Source organism: Neisseria sp. HMSC069H12 (assembly GCF_001812735.1).
Lineage (GTDB): Bacteria > Pseudomonadota > Gammaproteobacteria > Burkholderiales > Neisseriaceae > Neisseria > Neisseria subflava.
In genome coordinates, this window is the sequence record NZ_KV810244.1 from 80,818 (window position 1) to 104,268 (window position 23,451).

Annotated in this window: 23 protein-coding genes; 15 read left to right on the forward strand and 8 right to left on the reverse strand. The window is 51.1% G+C overall.

Annotated elements, in window-relative coordinates; all coding sequences use genetic code 11:
• Positions 1-68 precede the first annotated feature (68 nt).
• Complete coding sequence (locus HMPREF2872_RS11940; RefSeq protein ID WP_283118962.1) at positions 69-251, reverse strand: hypothetical protein; 183 nt, start codon at positions 249-251, stop codon at positions 69-71.
• 10 nt (positions 252-261) lie between these two features.
• Here HMPREF2872_RS11940 and HMPREF2872_RS02080 point away from each other — a divergent pair, with 10 nt between their 5' ends.
• The 15 genes from HMPREF2872_RS02080 to ylqF all read left to right on the forward strand — a co-directional run bounded on the left by HMPREF2872_RS02080 (position 262) and on the right by ylqF (position 14,099).
• Positions 262-2,310: a DNA internalization-related competence protein ComEC/Rec2 gene (locus tag HMPREF2872_RS02080; protein WP_283118963.1), complete on the forward strand. Its 2,049-nt coding sequence runs from the start codon at positions 262-264 to the stop codon at positions 2,308-2,310.
• 303 nt (positions 2,311-2,613) lie between these two features.
• Positions 2,614-3,234 (forward strand): phosphoribosylanthranilate isomerase, encoded by a 621-nt coding sequence (locus HMPREF2872_RS02085; RefSeq protein ID WP_003680512.1) that lies wholly within the window; start codon positions 2,614-2,616, stop codon positions 3,232-3,234.
• A 36-nt stretch (positions 3,235-3,270) separates the two neighbouring features.
• Positions 3,271-3,873 carry a DNA glycosylase gene (locus HMPREF2872_RS02090; protein WP_070625528.1) on the forward strand — a complete coding sequence of 201 codons (603 nt, stop codon included), beginning with the start codon at positions 3,271-3,273 and terminating at the stop codon, positions 3,871-3,873.
• A gap of 4 nt (positions 3,874-3,877) precedes the next feature.
• A complete protein-coding gene (locus HMPREF2872_RS02095) occupies positions 3,878-4,288 on the forward strand; it encodes a hypothetical protein (RefSeq protein ID WP_003685036.1) in 411 nt (136 codons plus the stop codon).
• A 111-nt stretch (positions 4,289-4,399) separates the two neighbouring features.
• Complete coding sequence (trpB, locus tag HMPREF2872_RS02100) at positions 4,400-5,602, forward strand: tryptophan synthase subunit beta (RefSeq protein ID WP_070630848.1); 1,203 nt, start codon at positions 4,400-4,402, stop codon at positions 5,600-5,602.
• Between the two features lie 194 nt (positions 5,603-5,796).
• Positions 5,797-6,702: a DMT family transporter gene (locus HMPREF2872_RS02105; protein WP_070630851.1), complete on the forward strand. Its 906-nt coding sequence runs from the start codon at positions 5,797-5,799 to the stop codon at positions 6,700-6,702.
• A 52-nt stretch (positions 6,703-6,754) separates the two neighbouring features.
• Entirely contained in the window at positions 6,755-8,044 is a 1,290-nt protein-coding gene (gene bioA / locus HMPREF2872_RS02110; RefSeq protein ID WP_070630901.1) for an adenosylmethionine--8-amino-7-oxononanoate transaminase, read from the forward strand.
• Positions 8,041-8,697, forward strand: a complete 657-nt coding sequence (gene bioD / locus HMPREF2872_RS02115) for a dethiobiotin synthase (RefSeq protein ID WP_070630853.1) — start codon at positions 8,041-8,043, stop codon at positions 8,695-8,697. Before bioA ends, bioD begins: the two co-directional genes overlap by 4 nt.
• Positions 8,687-9,181: a chorismate--pyruvate lyase family protein gene (locus tag HMPREF2872_RS02120; protein WP_070630855.1), complete on the forward strand. Its 495-nt coding sequence runs from the start codon at positions 8,687-8,689 to the stop codon at positions 9,179-9,181. The genes bioD and HMPREF2872_RS02120 overlap by 11 nt, the downstream gene beginning before the upstream one ends.
• 248 nt (positions 9,182-9,429) lie before the next feature.
• A complete protein-coding gene (ubiA, locus tag HMPREF2872_RS02125) occupies positions 9,430-10,275 on the forward strand; it encodes a 4-hydroxybenzoate octaprenyltransferase (protein WP_283118964.1) in 846 nt (281 codons plus the stop codon).
• Between the two features lie 267 nt (positions 10,276-10,542).
• Positions 10,543-10,992: a PTS IIA-like nitrogen regulatory protein PtsN gene (gene ptsN / locus HMPREF2872_RS02130; RefSeq protein WP_070608114.1), complete on the forward strand. Its 450-nt coding sequence runs from the start codon at positions 10,543-10,545 to the stop codon at positions 10,990-10,992.
• A 3-nt stretch (positions 10,993-10,995) separates the two neighbouring features.
• The gene (gene hprK, locus HMPREF2872_RS02135) at positions 10,996-11,958 is read left to right on the forward strand and encodes an HPr(Ser) kinase/phosphatase (RefSeq protein WP_003685274.1); all 963 of its coding nucleotides are present in this window, start codon (positions 10,996-10,998) and stop codon (positions 11,956-11,958) included.
• Complete coding sequence (gene rapZ, locus HMPREF2872_RS02140; protein ID WP_070630859.1) at positions 11,939-12,793, forward strand: RNase adapter RapZ; 855 nt, start codon at positions 11,939-11,941, stop codon at positions 12,791-12,793. Before hprK ends, rapZ begins: the two co-directional genes overlap by 20 nt.
• Before the next feature lie 34 nt (positions 12,794-12,827).
• Entirely contained in the window at positions 12,828-13,064 is a 237-nt protein-coding gene (locus HMPREF2872_RS02145; protein WP_049351430.1) for a protocatechuate 3,4-dioxygenase, read from the forward strand.
• 93 nt (positions 13,065-13,157) lie between these two features.
• A complete protein-coding gene (ylqF, locus tag HMPREF2872_RS02150) occupies positions 13,158-14,099 on the forward strand; it encodes a ribosome biogenesis GTPase YlqF (RefSeq protein ID WP_049322861.1) in 942 nt (313 codons plus the stop codon).
• Positions 14,100-14,154: 55 nt separating this feature from the next.
• On the opposite strand, the gene HMPREF2872_RS02155 is transcribed toward ylqF, so the two are convergent.
• From HMPREF2872_RS02155 to HMPREF2872_RS02185, 7 genes are all read right to left on the reverse strand, one after another.
• Positions 14,155-14,748, reverse strand: coding sequence for a LolA family protein (locus HMPREF2872_RS02155; protein WP_070630860.1), 594 nt, complete (start codon positions 14,746-14,748; stop codon positions 14,155-14,157).
• 58 nt (positions 14,749-14,806) lie between these two features.
• On the reverse strand, positions 14,807-17,029 hold the full coding sequence (locus HMPREF2872_RS02160) for an NADP-dependent isocitrate dehydrogenase (RefSeq protein WP_070630862.1): 2,223 nt from the start codon (positions 17,027-17,029) through the stop codon (positions 14,807-14,809).
• A 173-nt stretch (positions 17,030-17,202) separates the two neighbouring features.
• Positions 17,203-18,405 carry a beta-ketoacyl-ACP synthase gene (locus tag HMPREF2872_RS02165; protein WP_070630863.1) on the reverse strand — a complete coding sequence of 401 codons (1,203 nt, stop codon included), beginning with the start codon at positions 18,403-18,405 and terminating at the stop codon, positions 17,203-17,205.
• Positions 18,406-18,408: 3 nt separating this feature from the next.
• Entirely contained in the window at positions 18,409-18,927 is a 519-nt protein-coding gene (locus HMPREF2872_RS02170) for a hypothetical protein (protein WP_070630865.1), read from the reverse strand.
• Between the two features lie 97 nt (positions 18,928-19,024).
• The gene (locus HMPREF2872_RS02175; protein ID WP_070630868.1) at positions 19,025-20,263 is read right to left on the reverse strand and encodes an NAD(P)/FAD-dependent oxidoreductase; all 1,239 of its coding nucleotides are present in this window, start codon (positions 20,261-20,263) and stop codon (positions 19,025-19,027) included.
• Between the two features lie 134 nt (positions 20,264-20,397).
• Positions 20,398-22,716: an MMPL family transporter gene (locus tag HMPREF2872_RS02180; protein WP_070630870.1), complete on the reverse strand. Its 2,319-nt coding sequence runs from the start codon at positions 22,714-22,716 to the stop codon at positions 20,398-20,400.
• 93 nt (positions 22,717-22,809) lie between these two features.
• Entirely contained in the window at positions 22,810-23,427 is a 618-nt protein-coding gene (locus tag HMPREF2872_RS02185) for a 4'-phosphopantetheinyl transferase family protein (protein ID WP_070630872.1), read from the reverse strand.
• Positions 23,428-23,451: the final 24 nt, after the last annotated feature.

Genomic DNA, 23,451 nt, shown 5'->3' on the forward strand with positions numbered 1-23,451 from the left:
CTAATGCTGGTTGGCGTTTGTCATAATCTACTAAAAGCATTTATTATTGCATATCTAATAATCATAATTTAAGGGAAAATGTTCATGGCGTGGCGGTTTGTGTTGCCTGCTTGGGTGGTGGGTGTAGTGCTTTCGTTTGCGTTGCCGTTTGTACCGCCATGGTGGGCTTGGTTGTCTGTAATCATTGGCGTGCTTGCGTTGTGTCGAAGATTTGCTGTAGCTTGGTTGGTGCTGGCCGTCTGTGTAGGCATGGTGTTTGGAGTGTGGCGGACCGGGCTGGTTTTGGCTGGTCAATGGCCTGTGGGGGAGGCGGCGGCTAAAGTTTTGACGGTTGAAGTGGCGGATATGCCGCGTGATGATGGTCGGCGTGTGCAGTTTGCGGCAAGGGCTTGGGATGAACGTGGGCAGGCATTTGATTTGATGTTGTCGGATTATCAGCGGCGTGATTGGGCGGTGGGCAGTCGGTGGTCTGTATCGGCGCGGGTAAAGCCGGTGATCGGTGAAGTGAATGTGCGCGGTTTGAACCGTGAAACCTGGGCTTTGGCCAATGGTATTGATGGCATGGGTACTTTGGGGCGTGACAGAAAACTCGTGCGGCAAGGTGGCGGTTTCGGTTTGGCTAATATGCGTGATGCGGTAAGCCGGAGTTGGCAGAGAACAGGGGATAAGTATCCTGAGTTTTCAGACGGCATAGGGCTGATGCGTGCTTTGAGTATTGGAGAGCAATCGGCGTTGCGGCCGCCCTTGTGGCAGGCATTCCGTCCTTTGGGGCTGACGCACTTGGTCAGTATTTCGGGCTTGCATGTGACGATGGTGGCAGTATTGTTTGCCTGGCTGATTAAGCGAATTTTCCGTTCTTTACCGTGGATTCCGGCGAAACCGCGTGTGTGGATATTGGCCGGCGGTGTTGCCGGTGCTTTGTTTTATGCGCTTTTGGCCGGTTTTTCTGTGCCGACGCAACGCAGTGTGTTGATGTTGGCTGCGTTTGCATGGGCATGGTGGCGCGGCAGTGGCGGCTCGGGCTGGACGGCGTGGTGGCAGGCTTTGGCCGTTGTTTTGTTGTTGGACCCGTTGGCTGTATTGGCCGTGGGAACTTGGCTGTCATTCGGTTTGGTTGCTGCTTTGATTTGGGCTTCATCAGGCCGTCTGAAAGAGTCGGGCTGGAGTTTGGCTGTACGGGGGCAATGGGCAGCGACGGTATTGTCAGTGGTATTGCTGGGCTATTTGTTTGCTTCGTTGCCTTTGCTCAGTCCGTTGGTTAATGCGCTGGCTATTCCTTGGTTTTCTTGGGTGTTGACGCCGTTGGCTTTGCTGGGTTCGGTTTTCCCGTTTGAGCTTGTTCAGTTGGTAGCGGCATTTTTGGCGGAATATACTTTACGCGGTTTGGTATGGCTGGCTACGGTATCGCTTGAATTTGCCGTCGCAGCAGCGCCTGTGCTTTTGCTGGTGTTGGCGATGATGGCGGCTTTGCTGTTATTGTTGCCTAAAGGCATGGGCTTGAAACCTTGGGCATGTCTGGTTTTATTGGGTTTTGTGTTTTACCGTCCTGCCAAGCTGGAGGAGGGGGTGGCAAGAGTTACCGTGATGGATGCAGGGCAAGGTTTATCGGTGTTGATACAAACGCGTAACCGCAATCTTTTGTTTGATACGGGAACGGAGCAAGTGGCGCAAACAGGTATTGTGCCGAGTTTGAACGCTATGGGTGTGCGCCGTTTGGACAGCCTTATTTTGTCGCACCATGATATTGACCATGACGGTGGTTTTCAAAGTATAGCGGCTGTCGGTACCGATAAGTTGCTTGCCGGACAACCTGAGTTTTATCCGAATGCAGAGTTTTGCCAAGAAGACAAATGGCGATGGGACGGCGTAGATTTCGAGTTGCTCAGGCCGTCTGAAAATACGGGCAAGGAAGATAACGACCAAAGCTGCGTATTGCGTGTCGTGGCAAACGGCAAAGCCTTGTTGATAACCGGAGATTTGGGTGTGAAAGGCGAGGCCGGTTTGATTGAGAAATACGGCAATGCGCTGTATAGCCAAGTGTTGATATTGGGACATCACGGCAGCAGCACGGCTTCGTCAGGCAGCTTTTTGCATACGGTTTCGCCGCAATATGCCGTGGCATCCAGCGGCTATGCCAATGCCTACAAACATCCGACCGTTGCCGTACAAAATCGTGTCCGCGCGCACGGCATTACTTTATTGAGAACGGATTTGTCAGGCGCGTTGGTGTTTGCTTTGGGACAGGGCGATATATTTCAAGGCCGTTTGAAAAAGGATAAGTTTTATTGGCAGAAGAAACCGTTTGAGTAAAAAGGATAAAAGGCCGTCTGAAAGATTTTTCAGACGGCCTTAATATTTTTTATTAACGGGCATTATCCAAATTTTGTGTGAATCCAATTGTGGATAGTTTGGTTTGATATTTGATAATAAAGAATAAATTAATTTTGATGAAAAAATAGGCAGTTTAAAAATAGGGTAATAATCACAAAGTCATGAGTAATTATCGGCTGATGGTTGTTTTAAAGTTTAAGGCCGTCTGAACCTGATATTTCATGTTCAGACGGCCTTAAACTTATATAATATCCGACCTATCTGTTTAAAAAGGCAATCCCCATGAACACCATACGCACCAAAATTTGCGGTATTACCCGACCTGAAGATGCGCTGGCCGCGGCCGAATTGGGTGCAGATGCTATCGGGCTGGTGTTTTACGCCAAGAGTAAACGGGCAGTGAGTATTGAGCAGGCGCAGGCGGTTGTGAAAAACCTGCCGCCGTTTGTATCGGTGGTGGCCTTGTTTGTGAATGAAAACGAGCAAACCATTCGCGAGATTTTGCGTCAGATGCCGATAGATGTGATTCAGTTTCACGGTGATGAAGACGATGATTTTTGCCGTCGGTTTGATCGTCCGTATTTGAAGGCCGTGCGCGTACAGTCTGCTGCCGATATTCAGACGGCCTGCGCCAAATTTCCGAATGCCCGCGCCTTGCTGTTTGATGCCTATCATCCGACCGAATACGGCGGTACGGGACAAAGTTTCGATTGGACTATGTTGCACGGCAATATCGGCAAACCGTGGATACTTGCCGGCGGATTGACTGCGGAAAACGTTGCCGAAGCGGTAAAAATCAGTGGTGCGGCGGCGGTGGATGTGTCCGGCGGCGTGGAAATCTCCGGCGGGGTTAAGAGCAGGGAGAAAATGGCGGCGTTTATTCAGGCAGTAAAGGCCGTCTGAAAATTTGTTTGAATGAAAAACCACAGGAATGCAGATATGCAAGAACCAATCGTCGAGTCCCACCCTTTCGCAGCCTTGTTGCCGCCGCAGGCAACGGTCATGATGATGGGGACGTTTCCGCCTAAAGAAGAAAAACACGCGATGCAGTTTCATTATCCGAATTTTCAAAACGATATGTGGCGTGTGTATGGGCTGGTGTTTTTCGGCGATGCGGCGCATTTTCAAAAGCAGGGCGAAAAAGCGTTTGATGCCGATAAAATCAAAGCGTTTTTGAGTGAGAAGGGGATTGCATCCTGTCCGACCGTGTTGAAGGCAATACGCGAGCATGGCAATGCTTCGGATAAGTTTTTAAAAGTGATAGAAACCGTCGATTTGGCAGCAGTATTGGCGCAAATGCCCGAGTGCCGCCATCTTTGCACCACCGGCGGCAAGGCAACCGAAGTTTTGTTGGAGATTCAAGGCAGCGGCATGAAAATGCCGAAGACCGGCGAAACAGTGCCGTTCCCCTATGCTGGACGTGATTTAACCCTGACGCGCCTGCCTTCGACTTCGCGTGCCTATCCTTTGAGTTTGGCGAAAAAAGCGGCGGCGTATCGGGCTTTTTTTGAAATGGCTGGATTGACTGTTTTTCAGGAGTAGGGTGATGGACCGTTATGAAATTTCTGTAATGGTGTTTATGGCTTTGTGGTGGCTTTTTAATGTCGTCTCGGTGTGGCTGAAGGCCAAACAATGGCACATCAAGGTATTGTTGGGCGGAACGCTTTTGTATGTGATACAAATATCTGCAGTCATTATGTCTGTTAACGGCCTTAATTGGATATTTTTGAACATAAGCACTATAAATACCAATGAATTGATTATTGCTTTGCTTGTGCTTAACTTTCTGGGTTGGTGGTTGCTGGCGCTGTGGCTGGGGATGTTGGTATTAAAACTATGCCTGAGAAACAAAAACAAAGAAAAATATATTGCGCCGCCGTTGGGTACGGCATTAGTTGCAACATCGAGCTGTACGCTGTTGTTTCTATTTTGTCTACTGATATTATTATTCAATTAGTTGCCGACAAAATGAATGGAAAACGGCTATAATTGCTGACAATTTTACTTTCAGACGGCCTTGTACTGAATCAGGCCGTCTGAAACCATAAAACGAACAAGGAAAAATCCCATGAAAAATTATCACGCTCCCGACGAGAACGGCTTTTTCGGCGAACACGGCGGCCTGTACGTTTCTGAAACCCTGATTCCTGCTTTGCAAGAATTGGCAGAAGCCTATAAAGCAGCGAAAGAAGATCCTTCATTTTGGGAAGAGTTCAGCCATGATTTGAAACACTATGTCGGCCGTCCCAGCCCTGTTTACCATGCCGCGCGATTGTCCGAGCATTTGGGCGGCGCACAAATCTGGCTGAAGCGTGAAGATTTGAACCATACCGGCGCGCACAAAGTCAACAACACCATCGGTCAGGCATTGCTCGCCCGCCGCATGGGCAAAAAACGTGTCATCGCCGAAACCGGCGCGGGTCAGCACGGCGTGGCTTCCGCCACCGTCGCCGCCCGCTTCGGCATGACTTGCGACGTGTACATGGGCGCGGACGATATTCAACGCCAAATGCCCAACGTGTTCCGCATGAAATTATTGGGTGCGAACGTGGTCAGCGTTGACAGCGGCAGCCGCACTTTGAAAGACGCGATGAACGAAGCCATGCGCGAATGGGTCGCCCGCGTGGACGATACGTTCTACATCATCGGCACTGCCGCAGGGCCTGCACCGTATCCCGAAATGGTACGCGATTTCCAATGCGTGATCGGCAATGAAGCCAAAGAACAAATGTTGGAAGCTATCGGCCGCCAACCTGATGTTGCCGTTGCCTGCGTGGGCGGAGGCTCCAATGCCATCGGTTTGTTCCATCCCTATATCGAAGAAGAAAACGTACGTTTGGTCGGCGTAGAAGCCGGCGGTTTGGGTGTGGATACGCCAGACCACGCCGCACCGATTACCAGCAAAGCCCCTATCGGCGTATTGCACGGTTTCCGCAGCTATTTGATGCAGGACGAAAACGGTCAAGTTTTGGGTACGCACTCTGTTTCCGCAGGCTTGGACTACCCAGGCATCGGCCCGGAACACAGCCATTTGAACGATATCAACCGCGTGGAATACACCGTTGCCAAAGATGACGAAGCACTCGAAGCCTTTGACTTGCTCTGCCGTTTCGAGGGCATTATTCCTGCGCTGGAGTCCAGCCATGCCGTTGCTTGGGCGGTGAAAAACGCGCCGAAAATGAGCAAAGATCAAGTGATTTTGGTCAACCTCTCCGGCCGCGGCGATAAAGACATTAATACCGTGGCGAAACTCAAAGGCATTGAGTTGTAAGCCTTATCGATTGAGCAGTAAAGGCCGTCTGAAAAAGCTGGATTTCAGTCTTTCAGACGGCCTTTGTTTCCTGAATGATTCAGCGTAGTATTTTATCCGCGCAAACTCTATCAAGTATCGGCGGCTAAGGAAATTTATCCTTCCAAACTGCGTGTGTACGCTTTCTAAACCGATTATTCAAGTTATCCATCACCATGAAACATTTAGCAATCCATCTAAAACTATTGGGCATGGCGGCGTTTTGGGGCGCATCTTGGCCGATGGGGCGGATGCTGGGACAGGCGCTGCCGCCTTTAACGGGCGGTATGCTGCGCTTTTTGACGGCGGCAATCTTGCTTTTGGGCTGGCTGTTTGCACGGTATCGATTGCGTACTTTGGCGGTTTTGTCGCGCAAACAATGGCTTGGATTGGCACTGGCGGCGGCATTCGGCGTATTTGGTTTTACTGTGTTATCTATGCTGGGTTTGCAGCGGATTCCTGCTTCAAGGGCGACGGTGTTGGTCACATTCAATCCAGTGCTGACGATGTTTTTTGCGGCTTTGCTGTTAGGCGAGAAGCTCAACGGCAAGATTGTGTCGGGTATGTTGTTGGCTGTGGCAGGCTCGATATGGGCGGTCACGCATGGCGAGATTGCGGCATTTTTGTCGGGAGGCGGCATAGGGTGGGGCGAAGTGCTGGTGTTTTGCAGCCTTTGCTGCTTGGTTACTTATACGATGATAGGCAGGGCGGTGTTGCAGGGGATTGATGCGCTGACGGTTACCGTGGCCACTGCTTGGCTGGGCGCAATGATGTTGCTGCCGCCTGCGCTGATTTCAGACGGCCTGCCGTTTGGCATGCTTGCCGAAATGGACGGCAGGGGCTGGTTTGCTTTGATTGGCCTGTCTGTCGGCGCAACGGTATTGAGCTATGCGTGGTATTTTGAAGGCGTGAAGACTTTGGGCGCAGGCAGCGCGGCAGCGTACATTACTTTGGTGCCGGTATTCGGCATTTTGTGTTCCGCTTGGTTTTTGGACGAGGCATTGCATGTTTCCTTGGTTGCCGGCTGTTTGGCGGCAGTAGGCGGATTGGCATTGATGCAGTATGGAAGACGTGCCGTCTGAAATAGGAAATATGTTATATAATAATGAAACTGATCAAACCATTGTTTTCAACATGTCTGAACATTCCTCCCTGCTCGATTTCGACCGCGCTCATCTGCTCCATCCCTATACGTCCATGACCGACCCGTTGCCTGTTTATCCGGTGCGCCGTGCGGAGGGCGTGCATATTGAATTGGCGGACGGCACGCGGCTGATTGACGGGATGTCGTCTTGGTGGTGTGCGATACATGGCTACAATCATCCCGTTTTGAATCAGGCGGTTGAGGCGCAGATTAAGCAAATGTCGCATGTGATGTTCGGCGGTTTGACGCATGGGCCGGCGGTGGAATTAGGCAAATTATTGGTCGGGATTTTGCCGCAGGGTTTGGACCGTATTTTTTATGCGGATTCAGGTTCGGTTTCGGTAGAAGTTGCGCTGAAGATGGCGGTGCAATACCAGCAGGCGCGGGGTTTGACCGCGAAGCAGAATATTGCGACGGTGTGGCGCGGGTATCACGGTGATACTTGGAACGCGATGTCCGTCTGCGATCCAGAAACGGGGATGCACCATATTTTCGGCAGCGCGTTGCCGCAGCGTTATTTTGTCGATAATCCGAAAAGCCGTTTCGACGATGAATGGGACGGGGCGGATTTGCAGCCTGTCCGTGCCTTGTTTGAAGCGCATCATGCGGATATCGCCGCCTTTATTTTGGAACCTGTCGTGCAGGGCGCGGGCGGCATGTATTTTTATCATCCGCAATATCTTCGCGGATTACGCGATTTGTGCGACGAATTTGATATCGTATTGATTTTTGATGAAATTGCCACTGGATTCGGGCGCACGGGCAAGATGTTTGCCTGCGAACACGCGGAGGTCGTGCCGGATATTATGTGTATCGGCAAGGGTTTGAGCGGCGGCTATATGACGCTGGCGGCGGCAGTCACTTCACAAAAAGTTACCGAAACGATTTCGCGCGGCGAAGCGGGCGTGTTCATGCACGGACCGACATTTATGGCGAACCCGCTGGCGTGTGCCGTTGCCTGCGCTTCGGTCAAACTGCTTTTGTCCCAAGATTGGCAGGCAAATATCCGCCGCATCGAAAGTATCTTAAAAGGTCGTCTGAAAGCTGCATGGGACATCCGCGGCGTGAAAGACGTGCGCGTTTTGGGTGCCATTGGCGTGATTGAGCTGGAAAAAGGCGTGGATATGGCGCGTTTTCAGGCGGATTGCGTGGCACAGGGTATTTGGGTGCGCCCATTTGGCAGGCTGGTGTACCTCATGCCGCCTTACATTATTTCAGACGGCCTCTTGACCGAACTTACCGATAAAACCGTACAAATCTTGAAGGAACACAGCAAATGAAAGGCGTTTACTTCGTCAGCGGCATAGACACGGACATCGGCAAAACCGTCGCCACCGGCATGTTGGCAAAACAATTATTGCAGCAGGGCAAAAGCGTGATTACGCAAAAACCCGTGCAAACCGGTTGCCAAAACATCGCCGACGACATCGCCGTCCACCGCAACATCATGGGCATATCCTTGCAGGAAGCCGACAAACAGCGGCTGACCATGCCTGAAATCTTCAGCTATCCCGCCTCGCCCCATCTCGCTGCCCGTCTGGACGGCAGGGCTTTGGACTTAAACAAAATCCGCGCCGCCACGCAAGAATTGGCGGAGCAATACGAAATCGTCTTGGTCGAAGGCGCGGGCGGATTGATGGTTCCACTGACGGAAAACCTGTTAACCATTGATTATATTCAGCAACAGGCTTATCCCGTCATTCTCGTTACCAGCGGGCGGCTCGGCAGCATCAACCATACCCTGCTCAGCTTCGCCGCGCTCAAACAATACGGCATCCGGTTACACAGCCTGATTTTCAACCATATTCACGACAGCAAGGATGAAACCATTGCCGGCGATACCTTGGAATATCTTAAAGGCTGTCTGAAAGATGAGTTTCCCGAAGCCCAATGGCAAGAGTTGGCCAAAACAGAGGTGTCAGATGGAGCTTGATATACCGCGCGGCACGCTTTGTTCACATGCCGAAGCTTCAAGTCTTTTGCCGTCTAAGGCCGGACATCTACTGACCGTTTCTTCGCTAACCGCCGCTTTACGCGCTTCTGGTAAGGATTTTTCAGTCGAGCCTGTGTATTTGGGTTTGACGAAGGGGGCGGACAATAGCGATGAAATCTTTGTGCGCGATGTTTTGCTCAAACTGGACGGTGAAACAGTGATACAAGCCAGAAGCGCGTGCTGGCCGGATAGCCGTCTATGGACAGAATTATTGGATTGCGGAACGCAGCCTTTGGGTGAGCGCCTGTTTGACGGTACATTGCCGTTGAAGCGTTCGGATTTTGAGTTTCTTCGTTTTGAAGATTCCGACCATCCATCTTTCAGACGGCCTGTTACCGCGCGCCGTTCGTATTTCGATTGGAACGGCGAAATATTGGAATTAACAGAATATTTCTTATTGAAATTAATAGATTTATACCGCTAAGGCCGTCTGAAAGTAAAACCAATTACCGATGTTTGTCATAATTCTGTTATAATACAACAAATTAAATTGTTAAGATCTGTTTGATTTCAGACGGCAATAAATTATAATAAGAGCTAAGGCTCTGAAAAGCCTTTCCTTCTGAATCGACACATAAACAACGACACATTACATCAATGAACATAAGGCGATTTTTTCTACAATTTCTACCGCGTTACGCTGTCGGACGGACGGTGATATACGCCAAGCTGATGCGCGTCGACAAACCCATTGGTACACTGCTTTTGCTGTGGCCGACTTATTGGGCATTGTGGATTGCGTCTAAAGGCGTTCCTGACGCGGATATTTTTATTGCCTTTACCGCAGGCACATTTCTGATGCGCAGCGCAGGTTGCGTGGTGAATGACTTTGCCGACCGCAATTTTGACGGCGCAGTAGAGCGTACCAAAAATCGCCCGTTTGCCAAAGGCTTGGTTTCCAAAACCGAAGCGCTGCTTTTAACCGTCATGCTGTGTCTGATGGCGGCTTTATGCTTGGTGCCGCTTAACCGCTTTACTTGGCTGATGAGCCTTCCGGCCTTGTTCTTGGCCGTCACATATCCCTTTACCAAACGCTTTTTCCCGTTGCCGCAGTTTTATTTAGGACTGGCATTTTCGTTCGGCATTCCCATGGCCTTTGCCGCCATACAAGGCCGAGTGCCTCCCGAAGCGTGGCTGATGTTTACCGCCAATGCCTTATGGACGCTGGCTTACGACACGATTTATGCCATGGCGGACAAAGAAGACGATTTGAAAATCGGCATTAAAACTTCGGCAATCACATTTGGCCATCACGATATTACCGCCTCTATGCTTTGTCATTTTTGGTTTACCGTATTGATGGCGGTGTTGGGTATTAAAATTGGCGCAACTTGGCCGTATTGGTTGATATTGCCGATAACTGTTTATTGGCAGTATCAGCAGTATGCCGCCATCCGTACGCGCGACCGTCAGTTGTGCTTCCAAACGTTTTTGGCCAACAACCGCATCGGTTTAGCGTGGTTTTGCGGATTGGTCTGCCATTATTTCTGGTTGTTTTTGGTTTCCAAACTGTTTTAAAAAACTAGGTTGAGGCCGTCTGAAAAAAGGGAAAAGGGGTATGCCGGACATACCCCTTTTCATTTGAAGTATAGTTTGGCTAGTGATAGGATTTTTATTTTAAATTCTATATAAACAAATAGTTGGATTATTTTTGGCTCGTTAAAAAATATCAAAAACAACATGGAAAATGTTAGCAGGGCGAGTGTAAATTACGCCTTCAGGATTGAGATTTGCACCGACAATCGGTACAATCCCATTGTTTTGCGACATTTAAAAGAGATACACATGAGCCTGATCGGCGAAATTTTACCTTTGTCCCATATCGTTTTGGATTTGGAAGTCAGCAGCAAAAAGCGTCTGTTTGAAGAGGCCGCACAGCTGCTGGAGAATGAAGCAGAATTACCGAATGCCAACGTGTTCGACTGCCTGTTTGCCCGTGAAAAACTTGGTTCGACCGGTTTGGGGCAGGGGGTGGCGATTCCTCACGGCCGTCACGCATGCGTGAAAAAAGCCACCGGTGCTTTTATCCGCACCAAAGAGCCGGTTGCCTTTGATGCGCCCGACGGCAAACCCGTTTCCCTGATTTTCATCCTGCTTGTGCCTGAAAACGCTACCGGCGAACATTTGGAAGTCTTGTCCAAACTTGCCGGCAGATTCTCTCAAAAAGCCATCCGTGAAGCGTTGATGGCCGCGACTTCTGCCGAAGAAGTACGTACACTCCTGAGCGAAGAGTAATTCATGCCCAGCATATCTGTCCGCCGCCTGTTTTCCGACAATCAGCACAAACTCGAACTTGCTTGGGCTGCCGGTAATTCCGGCGCGGACAACCGTATCGGTGTCGAAGCCGATAAACCCGTCTTGGCCTTGGTCGGCCACTTAAACTTTATCCATCCCAACCAAATTCAAGTTGTCGGCGTAGCTGAAGCCGAATATTTGCGCCGCTTGGAAACGGGCGAGCTCAACTACGATTTCGGCGAGCTTTTCGACATCCCCATGTCTTTGGTCATTGTCGCCAACGGCTTGCCGGTTTCGCCCAAATTGCGCGATTATTGCCATACCAACAGTATTCCTTTGCTGACTTCCAAGCAGGAAAGTCCGCACTTGATGGACGTTTTGCGGATTTATCTGCAACGTACATTGGCTACTTCCACCATCAAGCACGGCGTATTTTTGGATGTATTTGAAGTGGGCGTACTCATTACCGGACAATCCGGCTTGGGTAAGAGCGAATTGGCATTGGAGTTGATTTCGCGTGGCCACAGCCTGATTGCCGATGACGCGGTCGAACTTTTCCGTACCGGCCCGGAAATGCTGGAAGGCCGTTGTCCGCCTATGCTGCGTGATTTCCTCGAAGTACGCGGCTTGGGCATACTCAATATCCGCCACATTTTTGGCGAAACCTCCATCCGTCCGAAAAAAATCCTCCAGCTGATTATCAATTTGGTTCCGGCCGACGACGGATACATGAAACAACTCGATCGATTGAGCATCCGTACCGAAACAGCATCTATCCTCAATGTCAGCGTCCGTTCCGTTACCCTGCCTGTTGCAATCGGTCGAAACTTAGCAGTATTGGTTGAAGCTGCAGTGCGCAATTACATCCTTCAATTGCGCGGTAAAGACAGCACCAAAGAATTCCTCGAACGCCATCAAACACAACTCAAAGAAAACGAACAAAATCATGAAAATCGTCCTGATTAGCGGCTTATCCGGCTCAGGAAAATCCGTAGCCCTCAAACAACTCGAAGATTCAGGCTTTTATTGCGTTGATAATCTGCCTTTGGAAATGTTGCCTTCGCTGGTGTTGTACCATATTGAACGCGGCGAAGAAACCCAGCTTGGTGTCAGCGTTGATATTCGTTCCGGTATCAATATCCAAGAAGCTCAAGAGCAAATCCAATATTTGCGTGACGAAGGACATCAGGTCGAAGTCCTGTTTGTTGAAGCTGAAGAGGGCGTTTTGGTTCGCCGCTTCTCAGAAACCCGCCGCGGACACCCTTTGTCCGGCCAAAACCTGACCTTGTTGGAAAGCCTGCAAAAAGAACGCGAATGGCTCTTCCCGCTTAGAGACATCGCATATTGCATCGATACGTCCAAAATGAACGCGCAGCAGCTGCGTTATGCCGTTCAACAATGGCTCAATATTGAACGTGTCGGTTTGCTGGTCATTCTTGAATCCTTTGGTTTCAAATACGGCGTTCCCAATAATGCCGATTTTATGTTTGATATGCGCAGCCTGCCCAATCCGTATTACGATCCGGAATTGCGCCCCTTCACCGGCATGGACAAGCCCATTCAAGATTATTTGAGCCAGCAGCCGTTGGTTCAAGAAATGGTTGATGACATTGACCATTTTATTAGCCGCTGGCTGCCGCGCCTGCAACAAGAGAGCCGCAGTTATGTAACGATTGCCATCGGTTGTACCGGCGGTCAGCATCGTTCCGTTTATGTTGTGGAAAAACTGGCCGAGCGCCTTAAAGGCCGTTACGAACTCCTTGTCCGCCATCGTCAGGCACAAAGCTTGGCAGGACGCTAACTTGCCGTTTCAGACGGCCTCAAAGGAAGAAACCATGAAAAAAATCAGTCTGACCGCATTATCCCTGCTTATCTTGACCGCCTGTGCAACAGAGCCTGTCACTGCTTACCGTTGGCACCGTACCGGCGCGAGCGAAGCTGAAGTTTCCCGCCAAATCAATACCTGCAAATCACAAGTTCAAAATGGAACCAAACGTGGCGATACATCCAAAACGTTTGAGCAATGTATGGATGAAGCAGGTTATTACAGCTACGAGCATGGCAACCTCTAAATCCTGATTGACCGATTATCCAAATACTGAGGCCGTCTGAAAAACAATGATTTTTCAGACGGCCTCAGATACGAATAGAAAGAATAAAAAGACATGGCTATCCAATGGTTTCCCGGCCACATGAACAAGGCAAAAAAAGCCATTGCCGAACGCATTAAAAGCGTTGATATGGTGATTGAGATGTTGGACGCGCGTATGCCTGCTTCCAGCGAAAACCCCTTGCTTGCCCAGTTGTCCAAAGGCAAGCCCAAACTTAAAATTTTAAATAAACAAGACCTTGCCGATCCCGAGCGCACCAAAGTTTGGCTCGAACACTACAACAGCCGCCAAGATACCCGCGCCATTGCGCTTGATTCTTCCGAAACCGGCGCACATGGCAAAATTACCCAAGCCTGCCGTGCCATGATTCCGCATCGTCAAGGTATCGAGAAGCCGCTGCGTGTCCTGATTTGCGGTATCCCCAACGTCGGCAAATCCACCTTGATTAACGGCATGATCGGCAAAAAATCTGCCAAAACCGGTAATGAACCCGGTATTACCAAAGCCGAACAGCGCCTTTTTCTTGCCGACGATTTCTGGCTTTACGATACCCCCGGTATGTTGTGGCCAAAAATTATCGTCGAAGAAGGCGGCTACAACCTTGCGGCCGGCGGTGCAGTCGGGCGTAACGCGCTGGATGAAGAAGAAGTGGCGCTTGAGCTTTTGGATTACCTCCGCCGCCATTATCTGGCTCTGTTGCAAGAGCGCTATCAAGCCGACAAAGATCCAAGCAGCCATTGGGACGATACTTCTTGGTTGGAGTGGATTGCCAAAAAACGCGGTGCGGTTTTGAGCGGCGGACGGGTCAACTATCAAAAGGCCGCTGAAAATATCCTGACTGATTTCCGCGAAGGCAAAATCGGCAGAATCACGCTGGAAACACCAAACCAATGGGAAACTTGGCTGAAAAAAGCCAGACAGAAAGAGGCTGAACTTAAAGCCATTCGCGAAGCCAGAAAGGCGGAAAGAAAAGGGCAGCAGCCTTCAGCCGATTAATATAAAAGGCCGTCTGAAATCTATTTTCAGACGGCCTTTTGTTGGAATAGACAATTTAGAGGGCGGTACGGCTGAAGCTGTCCAAGGTTTTATCGGTTTGGATTTGGTTGAACTGCATGATGGTTTTGTCGCCTTGCTTTTCGTCCAATTCGATTTTTCGTACCAGAGTATCGCCGTTGATTTCGATACGGTTGAAGATTTGGCGGGTAATGGCGGTTTTCGGAGTCAGGGTCAACGTCCATTTTTTCTCGTTGCCGTTTAATTTCAAATCAAATTGTTTTTCCAAGCCTTGGGTATTGCCGCCCAAAAGGTCGAGGAAGAGTTTGATTTGGCGGCTTTGGCCGTTGAGCTTGCTGGCGTTTGGGTTGACCCATTGGTTGCCGTTCCATTGCATGATGCCGTCTGAACGCACGCGCAGAGTGGTTTCAAATGGTTTTTGCATTTTCCAGAGCAGGCCTTTTTGTGGGACAAGGGTAAAGCTGCCGCTGGTGGTCATGGGTTTGCTGAGGGATTTTAGCTGGCGTTGTTGGACAAAATTGCCTTGCACGTTTTGCGGTTTTTGCAGGGTTTGTGCCAATTCGGCAGGGGAAAATGCCCACAAAGCCGGAGCGCTGATGAGGAGAGTAAGAGAAAGAATGGTTTTTTTCATTGTGTTTCCATAAGGTTTGAGGCCGTCTGAAAGTTCAGACGGCCTTTTATTGCTTTAATTATAAGGCTGACAAGGCCTGATTAAAGGTTGCGCTTGGACGCATCGCTTGCGCAGCTTTTTCAGGATTGGCTGCGTAGTAGCCGCCGATGTCGACCGCTTTGCCTTGTACGGCAGAGAGTTCTTCAACGATTTTGGCTTCGTCGGCAGTCAAAGCGGCTGCCAATGGAGCAAATGCGGCTTTCAGTTCGGCATCTTTGTCTTGTGCTGCCAATTCTTGCGCCCAGTAGAGGGTGAGGTAGAAATGGCTGCCGCGGTTGTCGAGTTCGCCCGCTTTACGTTTGGGCGATTTGTCGTTCAACAGCAGTTTTTCGGTGGCGGCATCCAGCGTGTCAGCGAGGACTTGGGCTTTGGCGTTGCCGGTTTTTTGCGCCAGATGTTCAAACGATACGGCAAGCGCGAGGAATTCGCCCAAAGAGTCCCAACGCAAGTGGTTTTCTTCGAGGAACTGTTGGACGTGTTTCGGTGCGGAGCCGCCCGCGCCGGTTTCAAACATACCGCCGCTGTTCATCAATGGAACGATGGACAGCATTTTCGCGCTGGTGCCGAGTTCCAAAATCGGGAACAGGTCGGTCAGATAATCGCGCAGGACGTTGCCGGTTACGGAAATAGTGTCTTCGCCGTTTTTCAAACGACCCAAGCTGAATTTAGCGGCTTCTTCAGGAGCGAGGACGCGGATGTCGAGACCGTTGGTATCCAGTTCGGCAAGGTAGGCTTTGACTTTGGCGAGCAGGCTTTTATCGTGCGGACGGTTTTCGTCAAGCCAGAACACGGCGGGTGTGTTGCTCAGACGGGCGCGGTTGACGGCGAGTTGTACCCAGTCTTTAACCGGAGCGTCTTTGGTTTGGCACATACGCCAGATATCGCCGGCTTCAACGTCGTGTTGCATCAGGACATTACCTGCTGCATCAATGACTTGAACTTGGCCGTCGGCTTCGATTTCAAAAGTTTTGTTGTGTGAACCGTATTCTTCGGCTGCTTGCGCCATCAGGCCGACGTTAGGAACGGTACCCATGGTTGTCGGATCAAACGCGCCGTGTTCGCGGCAGAAGTCGATGGTTGCTTGGTAAACGCCGGCGTAGCTGCTGTCGGGAATCACGGCTTTGGTGTCTTGCGCTTTGCCGTCTTTGTCCCACATGCGGCCGGAGTTGCGGATCATCGCGGGCATGGAAGCATCGACGATGACGTCGCTGGGGACGTGCAGGTTGGTGATGCCTTTGTCGGAATCGACCATCGCCAAATCAGGGTTGGCGGCATAAACGGCGGCGATTTCGGCTTCGACGGCGGCGCGGGTGTCCGCATCCAGTTTGTCCAGATTGGCCAGCAGGTTGCCGAAGCCATTGTTGACGTTGACACCGGCGGCAGCCAGTTTGTCGCCGAATTTTTCAAAGACGGGTGCGAAGAACACTTTGACTGCGTGTCCGAAGATAATCGGGTCGGACACTTTCATCATGGTGGCTTTCATGTGCAGCGAGAACAACACGCCTTTTGCTTTCGCGTCTTTCACTTGTTCGGCAAGGAAGGCGAGCAGGGCTTTTTTGCTCATCACGGTTGCGTCAATGATTTCGCCGGCTTTCAGGGCAACAGGCTCGCGCAGCTCTTTTTTGTTGCCTTGTTTGTCGGTGAACACAATGGATACGGAAGTTGCTTCAGGTACGGTAACGGATTGTTCGTTATGGAAAAAGTCGCCGCTTTGCATGGTGGCAACGTGGGTTTTGGAGTCTTTGGTCCATGCGCCCATGCTGTGCGGATGTTTTTTCGCAAAGTTTTTCACTGCCTTAGGCGCGCGGCGGTCGGAGTTGCCTTCACGCAGGACAGGGTTTACCGCGCTGCCTTTGATGCGGTCGTAGCGTTCGCGTACGGCTTTTTCTTCATCGGTTTGCGGGTCGGCGGGATAGTCGGGGACGACAAAGCCTTTTGCCTGCAATTCTTTAATCGCGGCGGTCAGTTGCGGTACGGATGCGCTGATGTTCGGCAGTTTGATCACGTTGGCGTCGGGCTGCTTCACCAGTTCGCCCAACTCGGCAAGCGCGTCGGGTACGCGCTGCGCTTCGGTCAAATGCTCGGGGAATGCCGCTAAAATGCGGCCGGAGAGAGAGATGTCGCTGGTTTTGACTTCGATACCGGCATGGCGGGTAAACGCCTGCACAATCGGCAACAGGGATTGGGTGGCCAATGCAGGAGCTTCGTCGGTGTAGGTATAGATAATGGTGGATTTAGTCATGGGATTATTCTCTATGTAGGTTAAGTTTTTCTTTTCGGGCACATCGCGAGATGAAACGTGCTAAGCCTATTATGGCATATTTCGGCGGATTTGGTTGTTGTTTTGATGTTATTGTTTTTTAAGTTGCGGAAAAGAAAAAGGCCGTCTGAAAAGACGACCTGAATATTAAGGACTTATCCGATAATCAAAACGGCATTGCTGCCGCCGAAGGCAAATGACGAGCTGGCGGCAATGCGTTTTTCAGACGGCCAGCGGCTGTTTTCGTCGGTCAAAGCGATGTTTGGTAGCTCGGAATCGGGTACGTTGTCCCATTGTTGCGGTGGTAGTTTGCCTTCCGGATTGTATTGGCAGTTGGCCATCAACCAGGCAAACGCGGCTTCAATCGCACCGGCTGCTCCCAAGGTATGGCCGGTGGACGGCTTGGTTGAGGTGCAAAGGGTGTGGCTGCCAAATACTTCGGCAACGGCTCGGCTTTCCATGCTGTCGTTGTGTTGCGTGCCGGTACCGTGCAGATTGATCCAGCCGATGTTTTCCGCTTTCAAACCGGCTTTATCCAAAGCGGCCTGAAAAGATTGTGCTGCACCCAAACCGTCGGGGCGGGGCGAAGACATATGGTAGGCATCGCTGCTTGCACCATAGCCGAGCAATTGCATTTCGCCGTCAAAATCGGCATCGCGCGTCATCACGAAAAATGCGGCCGCTTCGCCGATATTGATGCCGTTGCGGTTGGCAGAAAAGGGCTTGGCGATGCCGTCTGAAAGCACTTCCAAAGAGGCAAAACCATTAATCGTCAGCGCCGAAAGCGTATCCGCGCCGCCGCAAATCACGGCATCACACAATCCGGCACGAAGCAGTCGAGCTGCGCTGATGATGGCGCGTGCGCCGGAAGTGCAGGCGGTGGAGACGGTATAGCGCAAGCCGTCCAAACCGTAAACTTGGGCGATAAATTCGGAGGGAGAAGCCATGGCGTGTTGCAGTTGTTTGAACGGAACATCCGTCCACTCACCACCTTGGACAACGTGTTGGAACAAAGGGATATTTTCGTCTGCGCCACTGGTGGACGTACCGGTAACGACAGCAACCCTTTCTTTGCCGTAACGGGCAATGGCCGTCTGAATCAGTCCGTCTATTTGCGAAAGCGTGTGCAGGATAAGCTGGTTGTTGCGGCTGCGATGTGCTTCGGGAATGCTGTCGGGCAGAGGCATCAGGGTTTCTTTGATTGCACCGAAAGCATGCGTTTTACTTTTTACCCATTGGTCTGAAAAAGTCAGGGGCGTGTTTTCAGACGGCGTGAGTAAGGCATCGGCATGAATTTGCAAGCCGCTGCCCAATGCGCTGGTCAGTGCCGGACGGCTAAGATAAACAGGAGTATTCATGGATTAGTCTTCTGCAATCGGGCTGACCGTCCAGAAAGTTTGGTCGGGGAAGCCGATAAGGAATTGTTCGGAATGATGGGCGACACACCACAAATCACGCTCGCGATAGCTGAATACCGCACCTTTGCCATCAGGGCAGAAGCCTTGATTAGTGGCATTTTGTTGACGGGCTTCAGGGTAAAGCGTGGCGGCGTGTTCGGCGGCCAAAAGCGGCAACAGGGCGGCAAATAGTCGGCGCGAAGCGGCATTGGGCATCACAAAACCGTCGTTTTTCCAGCCTTTGGTGCTGACCGATTGACGCGATACCGGCGCACCCAGTGCATCGGTTTGGACAAAGCGGATGCCGTCTGAATGAGGCTCGACTGCCAAGAGATTGGTTTGAACGGTCTGCCCCGCCGCATTGGTCTGCTCGAGTTTAAACCATTGGCCTTCTTTGGAAAGCGGCGGCAGCGTTTGCGGATGGGGGAGCGAGGTCGTGCATGCGGAAAGCAGCAGTGCGGCAAGCAAAGGGATAAATCGCATAAGGTTTTATCTATCGGTCAAAATATTTAATGGTGTGGATAAAGTTTCAGACGGCCTGTTCTGTTTTCGGGTTTGGCCGTCTGAAAGGCATTCGTCCTTATTCTACCTTCAAATCGCCCACCAATGCGGCAAGTGTGGACAAGCGTTGCTCGGATTTTTCCACGAATGGATTGTCCGTATCCCAAGCGTAGCCTGCCAGAATAGATGAAATCATGCGGCTGATTTCAGGGCTGCGGTTGGGCGCATAGATGGCGTTTTGGAAGCGGAAATCGTACCAGCCGGTTACATAAGTGCGGAATGCGTTCACGCCGATCATCAGTTGGTCGGCAAATTCGGTTTGCCAATCTGCGGCTTCGCCTTTGAGCTGTTTGCCCAGTAAATCGGCAGCCAGTTTGGCAGAGTGCAGGGCAATGGTTACACCGGAGGAGAAGACGGGGTCGAGGAATTCGGCGGCGTTACCTAAAAGAGCGAAGTGTTTGCCGTATAAGGTTTTCACGTTGGCAGAGTAGCCTTGGATAGAGCGGAACGGGAAGTCGTTTTCCCAAACGGCTTTATCCAAAATTTCCGCCAGCATCGGGCATTCGTACACAAATTTTTTCAACACGGCTTCTGATTCGCCGGCCAGTTTGTCGGGCGTGCCGACAACGCCAATGGAGCAGCGGTTGTCGCCGAAAGGAATCAGCCAAATCCATACGTCGCGATGTTCAGGATGCGTGTTGATCAGGATTTTGTTGCGGTCGAATTTCGGGCTGGTGATGTTGTCGTCGATATGCGTGAAGTGGGCTTGGCGCGGAGGCAGCTCGGAAGGGCTTTCCAAGTCCAAGAGGCGGGGCAGAACGCGACCGTAACCACTGGCATCCAAAACAAATTTGGCAGTCAGTTCATAGTTTTCGCCTGTATCGGTCGAAACGCTCAAACGTGCCACATCGCCGCTGTTGTCAAACGCGGTTACGCCGTGTCCGAAGCGGACATCAACGCCTTGTTTTGCCGCTTCATCAATCAGGATTTTGTCGAAGATGCCGCGGCGTACTTGATAAATGGTGCCGGGGCCGTCTGAAAATTTTTCAGTAAAGTTGAAATCTGTGTAACGGCTGCCCCATGAAAACGCAGCGCCGTCTTTAAATTGAAAGCTGGGCTCGGCATGCACTGCGTCGGCAAAACCGGCTTCTTCCAACATTTCCATACAATGCGGCAACAGGCTTTCGCCGATGACAAAGCGCGGGAAATGTTGTTTTTCCAATACGCAAACTTTAAAGCCTTGTTTGTTCAGCAAAGCAGAAGCAACCGAACCTGAAGGGCCTGCGCCGATAACGGCAACGTCAAATTCTACGGACATTTGAAAATGCCTTTGATTTTAATGATAAATAATGTTTAATCCGTCGCCTGAAATTTTTCAGACGGCCTTTTGCAATTTGGCGATTGAAGTTGAAACAAAATATCGTTTCAACTTCAATCGTCTGCATCTTTTGTCTAATTTTTCAACAATGTGCCTGCCAGCCAAATATTGAATACCACGCCGATGGTAACCGTCATGCCGAACGCGGCAACGGCAGGTGTGCTGCTGATGGCGAGCAGGGCAAAGGAAATGGCTGTCGTCGCGGCGGCAAGCAGCATGCCGCCTAATTTTGCCGGGGCGCTGTGGTGTGCGGTGGCAGCATAGACGGCATAGTCCACGCCGATGGCGGATACTAAAAGCAGGCCGAACATAGCAAACAGGCTGACGGGAATGCCTGCCAAACCGAGTACGGCAACGGTGCAAATGGCCGCAGCCAGCGGTACGACAAGGATTTTGCTGCCGTGTTTGAAACCAAACATTTTCCACAAGAGCAGCCATGCCAACGCATAGGAAGCCAGTTTCAACCATGCGGCCTGATTGCGCGTGTGGTGGAAAAGTTCGTTTAAGTGGGCGCGTTTGTCTGCCCAATGTACGCCGGAGACGTGTTGCGCCACGGCGCGTACGGCGGCTTCATCGGTCATGCCGTTCAAACGCACGACGGCAGCAAAACGGCCTGGTTCCACTTCGCCCAAATACAAGGAACGCCAAGCTTCTGCCAAATCGGTATTCAGGCCGTCTGAAAGCGACAATGGTTGTGTATCGGCAGCTTGAAGCAGGGCATCGCGCACGGTTTTGCGCGGAATACCGATTTCTGTAAGTGGTTTCCAGCTATCAGGCAACTTAGTCAATTCGCGCAGACGGTTTTGCAGTTTTTGTTGTTCCGTTGTCGGCAGGATGAATTGGTCGGGCGATTGGATGCCGGACAGTTTGCCTTGCGCGATTAAGGGCTGCAGGGAGCGGCTGAGTTCGGCGGTTTTTTTCAACAGGGCATCTTCGCTTTGTGCTTCGGCCACCAAATATTTGCCGCCAAAATCCGTGCCGCTCAACTGGCCGATTTGTTGTACTTCGGTCAACATCGCGGTCGGCATATTGACCCATTGACGGATGTCGTCACGCCAGTCGCTGCGCCACAGTCCGACTGCCAGTAAAACTCCGCCCACGATTAACCAGCCGCGTTTGTGCAGGCGGTTTTTCAGACGGCCTGACAAGGAATAGAGCTTTTCAGTTAATGCGGCAAAAGGCACGGTTTTGGCACGGTAGCGGTGAAACAGCGGCGGCAGCCATAAAACGGTGGCACCAAACGCGCCAAATAAAGCGAAGCCTGAAAATACCGCAGTTTGGCGTAATACAGGTAAAGGAGTGAACCACAGCAGTGCGTAGCCCAAGACGGTAATCGTCAGGCTGACGGCAAAACTCGGCAAGACATGTTTCATTGCAGATTCAGCCTGCCAAACGGTCTTTTCAGACGGCCCGAATACCGACGGAGCAAGCCAGTGCAATGGAAAATCTACCAACATACCCACCAGGCTGGTGCCGATGACGATGGTCAGGATATGCACTTCGCCGAAGGTTAATAGCGCAACCGCCAATCCGGTCAACATACCGGCCGCCAGCGGCAAGGACAGCAAAAATACGCGGCCGCTGCGGAAGACCCACAACAGCAGCGCAAAGGTCAGCCCAAGCCCGATCATGCTCATCAGCCGACTTTCTTTTTCTGCGGCTGCTTTGGATACGGCGGCGAACAATGCGCCACCTGCGCTTAAGCTTTCCGCGCCGTTTTCCGAAGCGATTTGACGGCTTTGCGCCATCAGCGGCAAGAGGGCATCGTTGCCGGAAAATTGATCGCCGCCGGCGAGCCGTCCGCGCAAAAATACCCAAGTTTTGCCTTTGTCTTCGGCAAAGAGCATGCCGTTGTCCATGTCCCACTGCAAGCGGCTTTGCGGATTGGCTTTGTCGGCAACAAAGCGTCCGAAGCCCAGCCAGTCTTGTTCTAAAGACAAAGGCGAGGGGGCGGCAAACGGATTGGCCGCAGCTTCTGCACGCGTTTGAAAATAGGCTTGCGGTTGCTCAAACAGCAGGCGTATTTCGTCTTGCGGCAAAACTGCCAAACTCAGTTTCTGCATATCCGCTCGCACTTTGTCCAAATTCGGCGTCATGCTGCTGTCGACTTGTTCAAATATGCCGCTTTTGCGCCATGCGTCGGCAATTTGTGAGGCCGTCTGAAAAGCGGTTTCGGCATCGGTACTGCCTGCAAGCAAAATGACTTGCGAATTGAGCTGCACTTCTGCGGCTTTATCCGCGGCCGTCAGTAAGGCATCAGGTTGCTGCTCGCTTGGCAATAACGCGGTCAAATCGGTTTGGATACGCGCTTGTGAAGCAAAGGCATAAACCAAAAACAGAGTAAGAAACAGGATAAGGGCAGTATAGAGGCGGTTTAGGAGGCGAAGATTCATCGTTCAGACGGCCTTTTGCAAATGCTGCTGTTGGTGTGTGGAATAAGTAAAAGTGCAGTAAATTAAATCAGATTATTATTATTTTGTCAGTTGTTAGATAGTTTGCCGGTCGGTTAAATCATTGGGCTTGAGCGAGCCGAAAAACTGCCATTGCAGAGTGACGGCTTTTTCCTTCCAAACGCAGGCAAGTGCCATCGTATCCGCCAAAATCGCGCTTGTGCCGTGCCAATCGGTTTGCTTTCCAGCGCGTAAACTGACGGGTTGCCCTGAATCGAAAACATAGCCGACCGATTTCATGTCTGACGGAAAATCCAAATTCGTCGCTTTAATCAATGCTTCCTTGAAACACCACAATCGGTAAAACGTTTCAGACGGCCAGTTTGCCGTTTCTAAATAGTTTTGTTCTTCCTGCGTGCAGACCAAAGCCGACAACGCTTTGAAATCGCGCGGGCGGATAAATTCGATATCGACACCGGCTGTTAAGGACTGAGGTGCGCACAATAAAGCGGCAAAGCCTTGGCTGTGGCTCAGCGATACAGTCGCTAAATCGGTTTGCTGTTTTAATGCGCGGCTGACTTGCCAGTCTTGACGCTGCGCCAGTTGCGGCGTGGTAGCCAAACGTTGTGAGTCGGCTGCGTTTAGAGACGCATGGTCGTAGCAGGCGGCAAAAGACGGATCGGCCAACAGGCATTGAAGGGGTGTCGTATCCATAAAATAGAAAAATGCCAAACTTCA

Coding starts and splice junctions, on each gene's coding strand:
- HMPREF2872_RS11940 (WP_283118962.1), bottom strand. CDS start 251: ATGCCTACACAGACGGCCAGCACCAACCAAGCTACAGCAAATCTTCGA.
- HMPREF2872_RS02085 (WP_003680512.1), top strand. CDS start 2,614: ATGAACACCATACGCACCAAAATTTGCGGTATTACCCGACCTGAAGAT.
- HMPREF2872_RS02090 (WP_070625528.1), top strand. CDS start 3,271: ATGCAAGAACCAATCGTCGAGTCCCACCCTTTCGCAGCCTTGTTGCCG.
- HMPREF2872_RS02095 (WP_003685036.1), top strand. CDS start 3,878: ATGGACCGTTATGAAATTTCTGTAATGGTGTTTATGGCTTTGTGGTGG.
- trpB (WP_070630848.1), top strand. CDS start 4,400: ATGAAAAATTATCACGCTCCCGACGAGAACGGCTTTTTCGGCGAACAC.
- HMPREF2872_RS02105 (WP_070630851.1), top strand. CDS start 5,797: ATGAAACATTTAGCAATCCATCTAAAACTATTGGGCATGGCGGCGTTT.
- bioA (WP_070630901.1), top strand. CDS start 6,755: ATGTCTGAACATTCCTCCCTGCTCGATTTCGACCGCGCTCATCTGCTC.
- bioD (WP_070630853.1), top strand. CDS start 8,041: ATGAAAGGCGTTTACTTCGTCAGCGGCATAGACACGGACATCGGCAAA.
- HMPREF2872_RS02120 (WP_070630855.1), top strand. CDS start 8,687: ATGGAGCTTGATATACCGCGCGGCACGCTTTGTTCACATGCCGAAGCT.
- ubiA (WP_283118964.1), top strand. CDS start 9,430: ATGCGCGTCGACAAACCCATTGGTACACTGCTTTTGCTGTGGCCGACT.
- ptsN (WP_070608114.1), top strand. CDS start 10,543: ATGAGCCTGATCGGCGAAATTTTACCTTTGTCCCATATCGTTTTGGAT.
- hprK (WP_003685274.1), top strand. CDS start 10,996: ATGCCCAGCATATCTGTCCGCCGCCTGTTTTCCGACAATCAGCACAAA.
- rapZ (WP_070630859.1), top strand. CDS start 11,939: ATGAAAATCGTCCTGATTAGCGGCTTATCCGGCTCAGGAAAATCCGTA.
- HMPREF2872_RS02145 (WP_049351430.1), top strand. CDS start 12,828: ATGAAAAAAATCAGTCTGACCGCATTATCCCTGCTTATCTTGACCGCC.
- ylqF (WP_049322861.1), top strand. CDS start 13,158: ATGGCTATCCAATGGTTTCCCGGCCACATGAACAAGGCAAAAAAAGCC.
- HMPREF2872_RS02155 (WP_070630860.1), bottom strand. CDS start 14,748: ATGAAAAAAACCATTCTTTCTCTTACTCTCCTCATCAGCGCTCCGGCT.
- HMPREF2872_RS02160 (WP_070630862.1), bottom strand. CDS start 17,029: ATGACTAAATCCACCATTATCTATACCTACACCGACGAAGCTCCTGCA.
- HMPREF2872_RS02165 (WP_070630863.1), bottom strand. CDS start 18,405: ATGAATACTCCTGTTTATCTTAGCCGTCCGGCACTGACCAGCGCATTG.
- HMPREF2872_RS02170 (WP_070630865.1), bottom strand. CDS start 18,927: ATGCGATTTATCCCTTTGCTTGCCGCACTGCTGCTTTCCGCATGCACG.
- HMPREF2872_RS02175 (WP_070630868.1), bottom strand. CDS start 20,263: ATGTCCGTAGAATTTGACGTTGCCGTTATCGGCGCAGGCCCTTCAGGT.
- HMPREF2872_RS02180 (WP_070630870.1), bottom strand. CDS start 22,716: ATGAATCTTCGCCTCCTAAACCGCCTCTATACTGCCCTTATCCTGTTT.
- HMPREF2872_RS02185 (WP_070630872.1), bottom strand. CDS start 23,427: ATGGATACGACACCCCTTCAATGCCTGTTGGCCGATCCGTCTTTTGCC.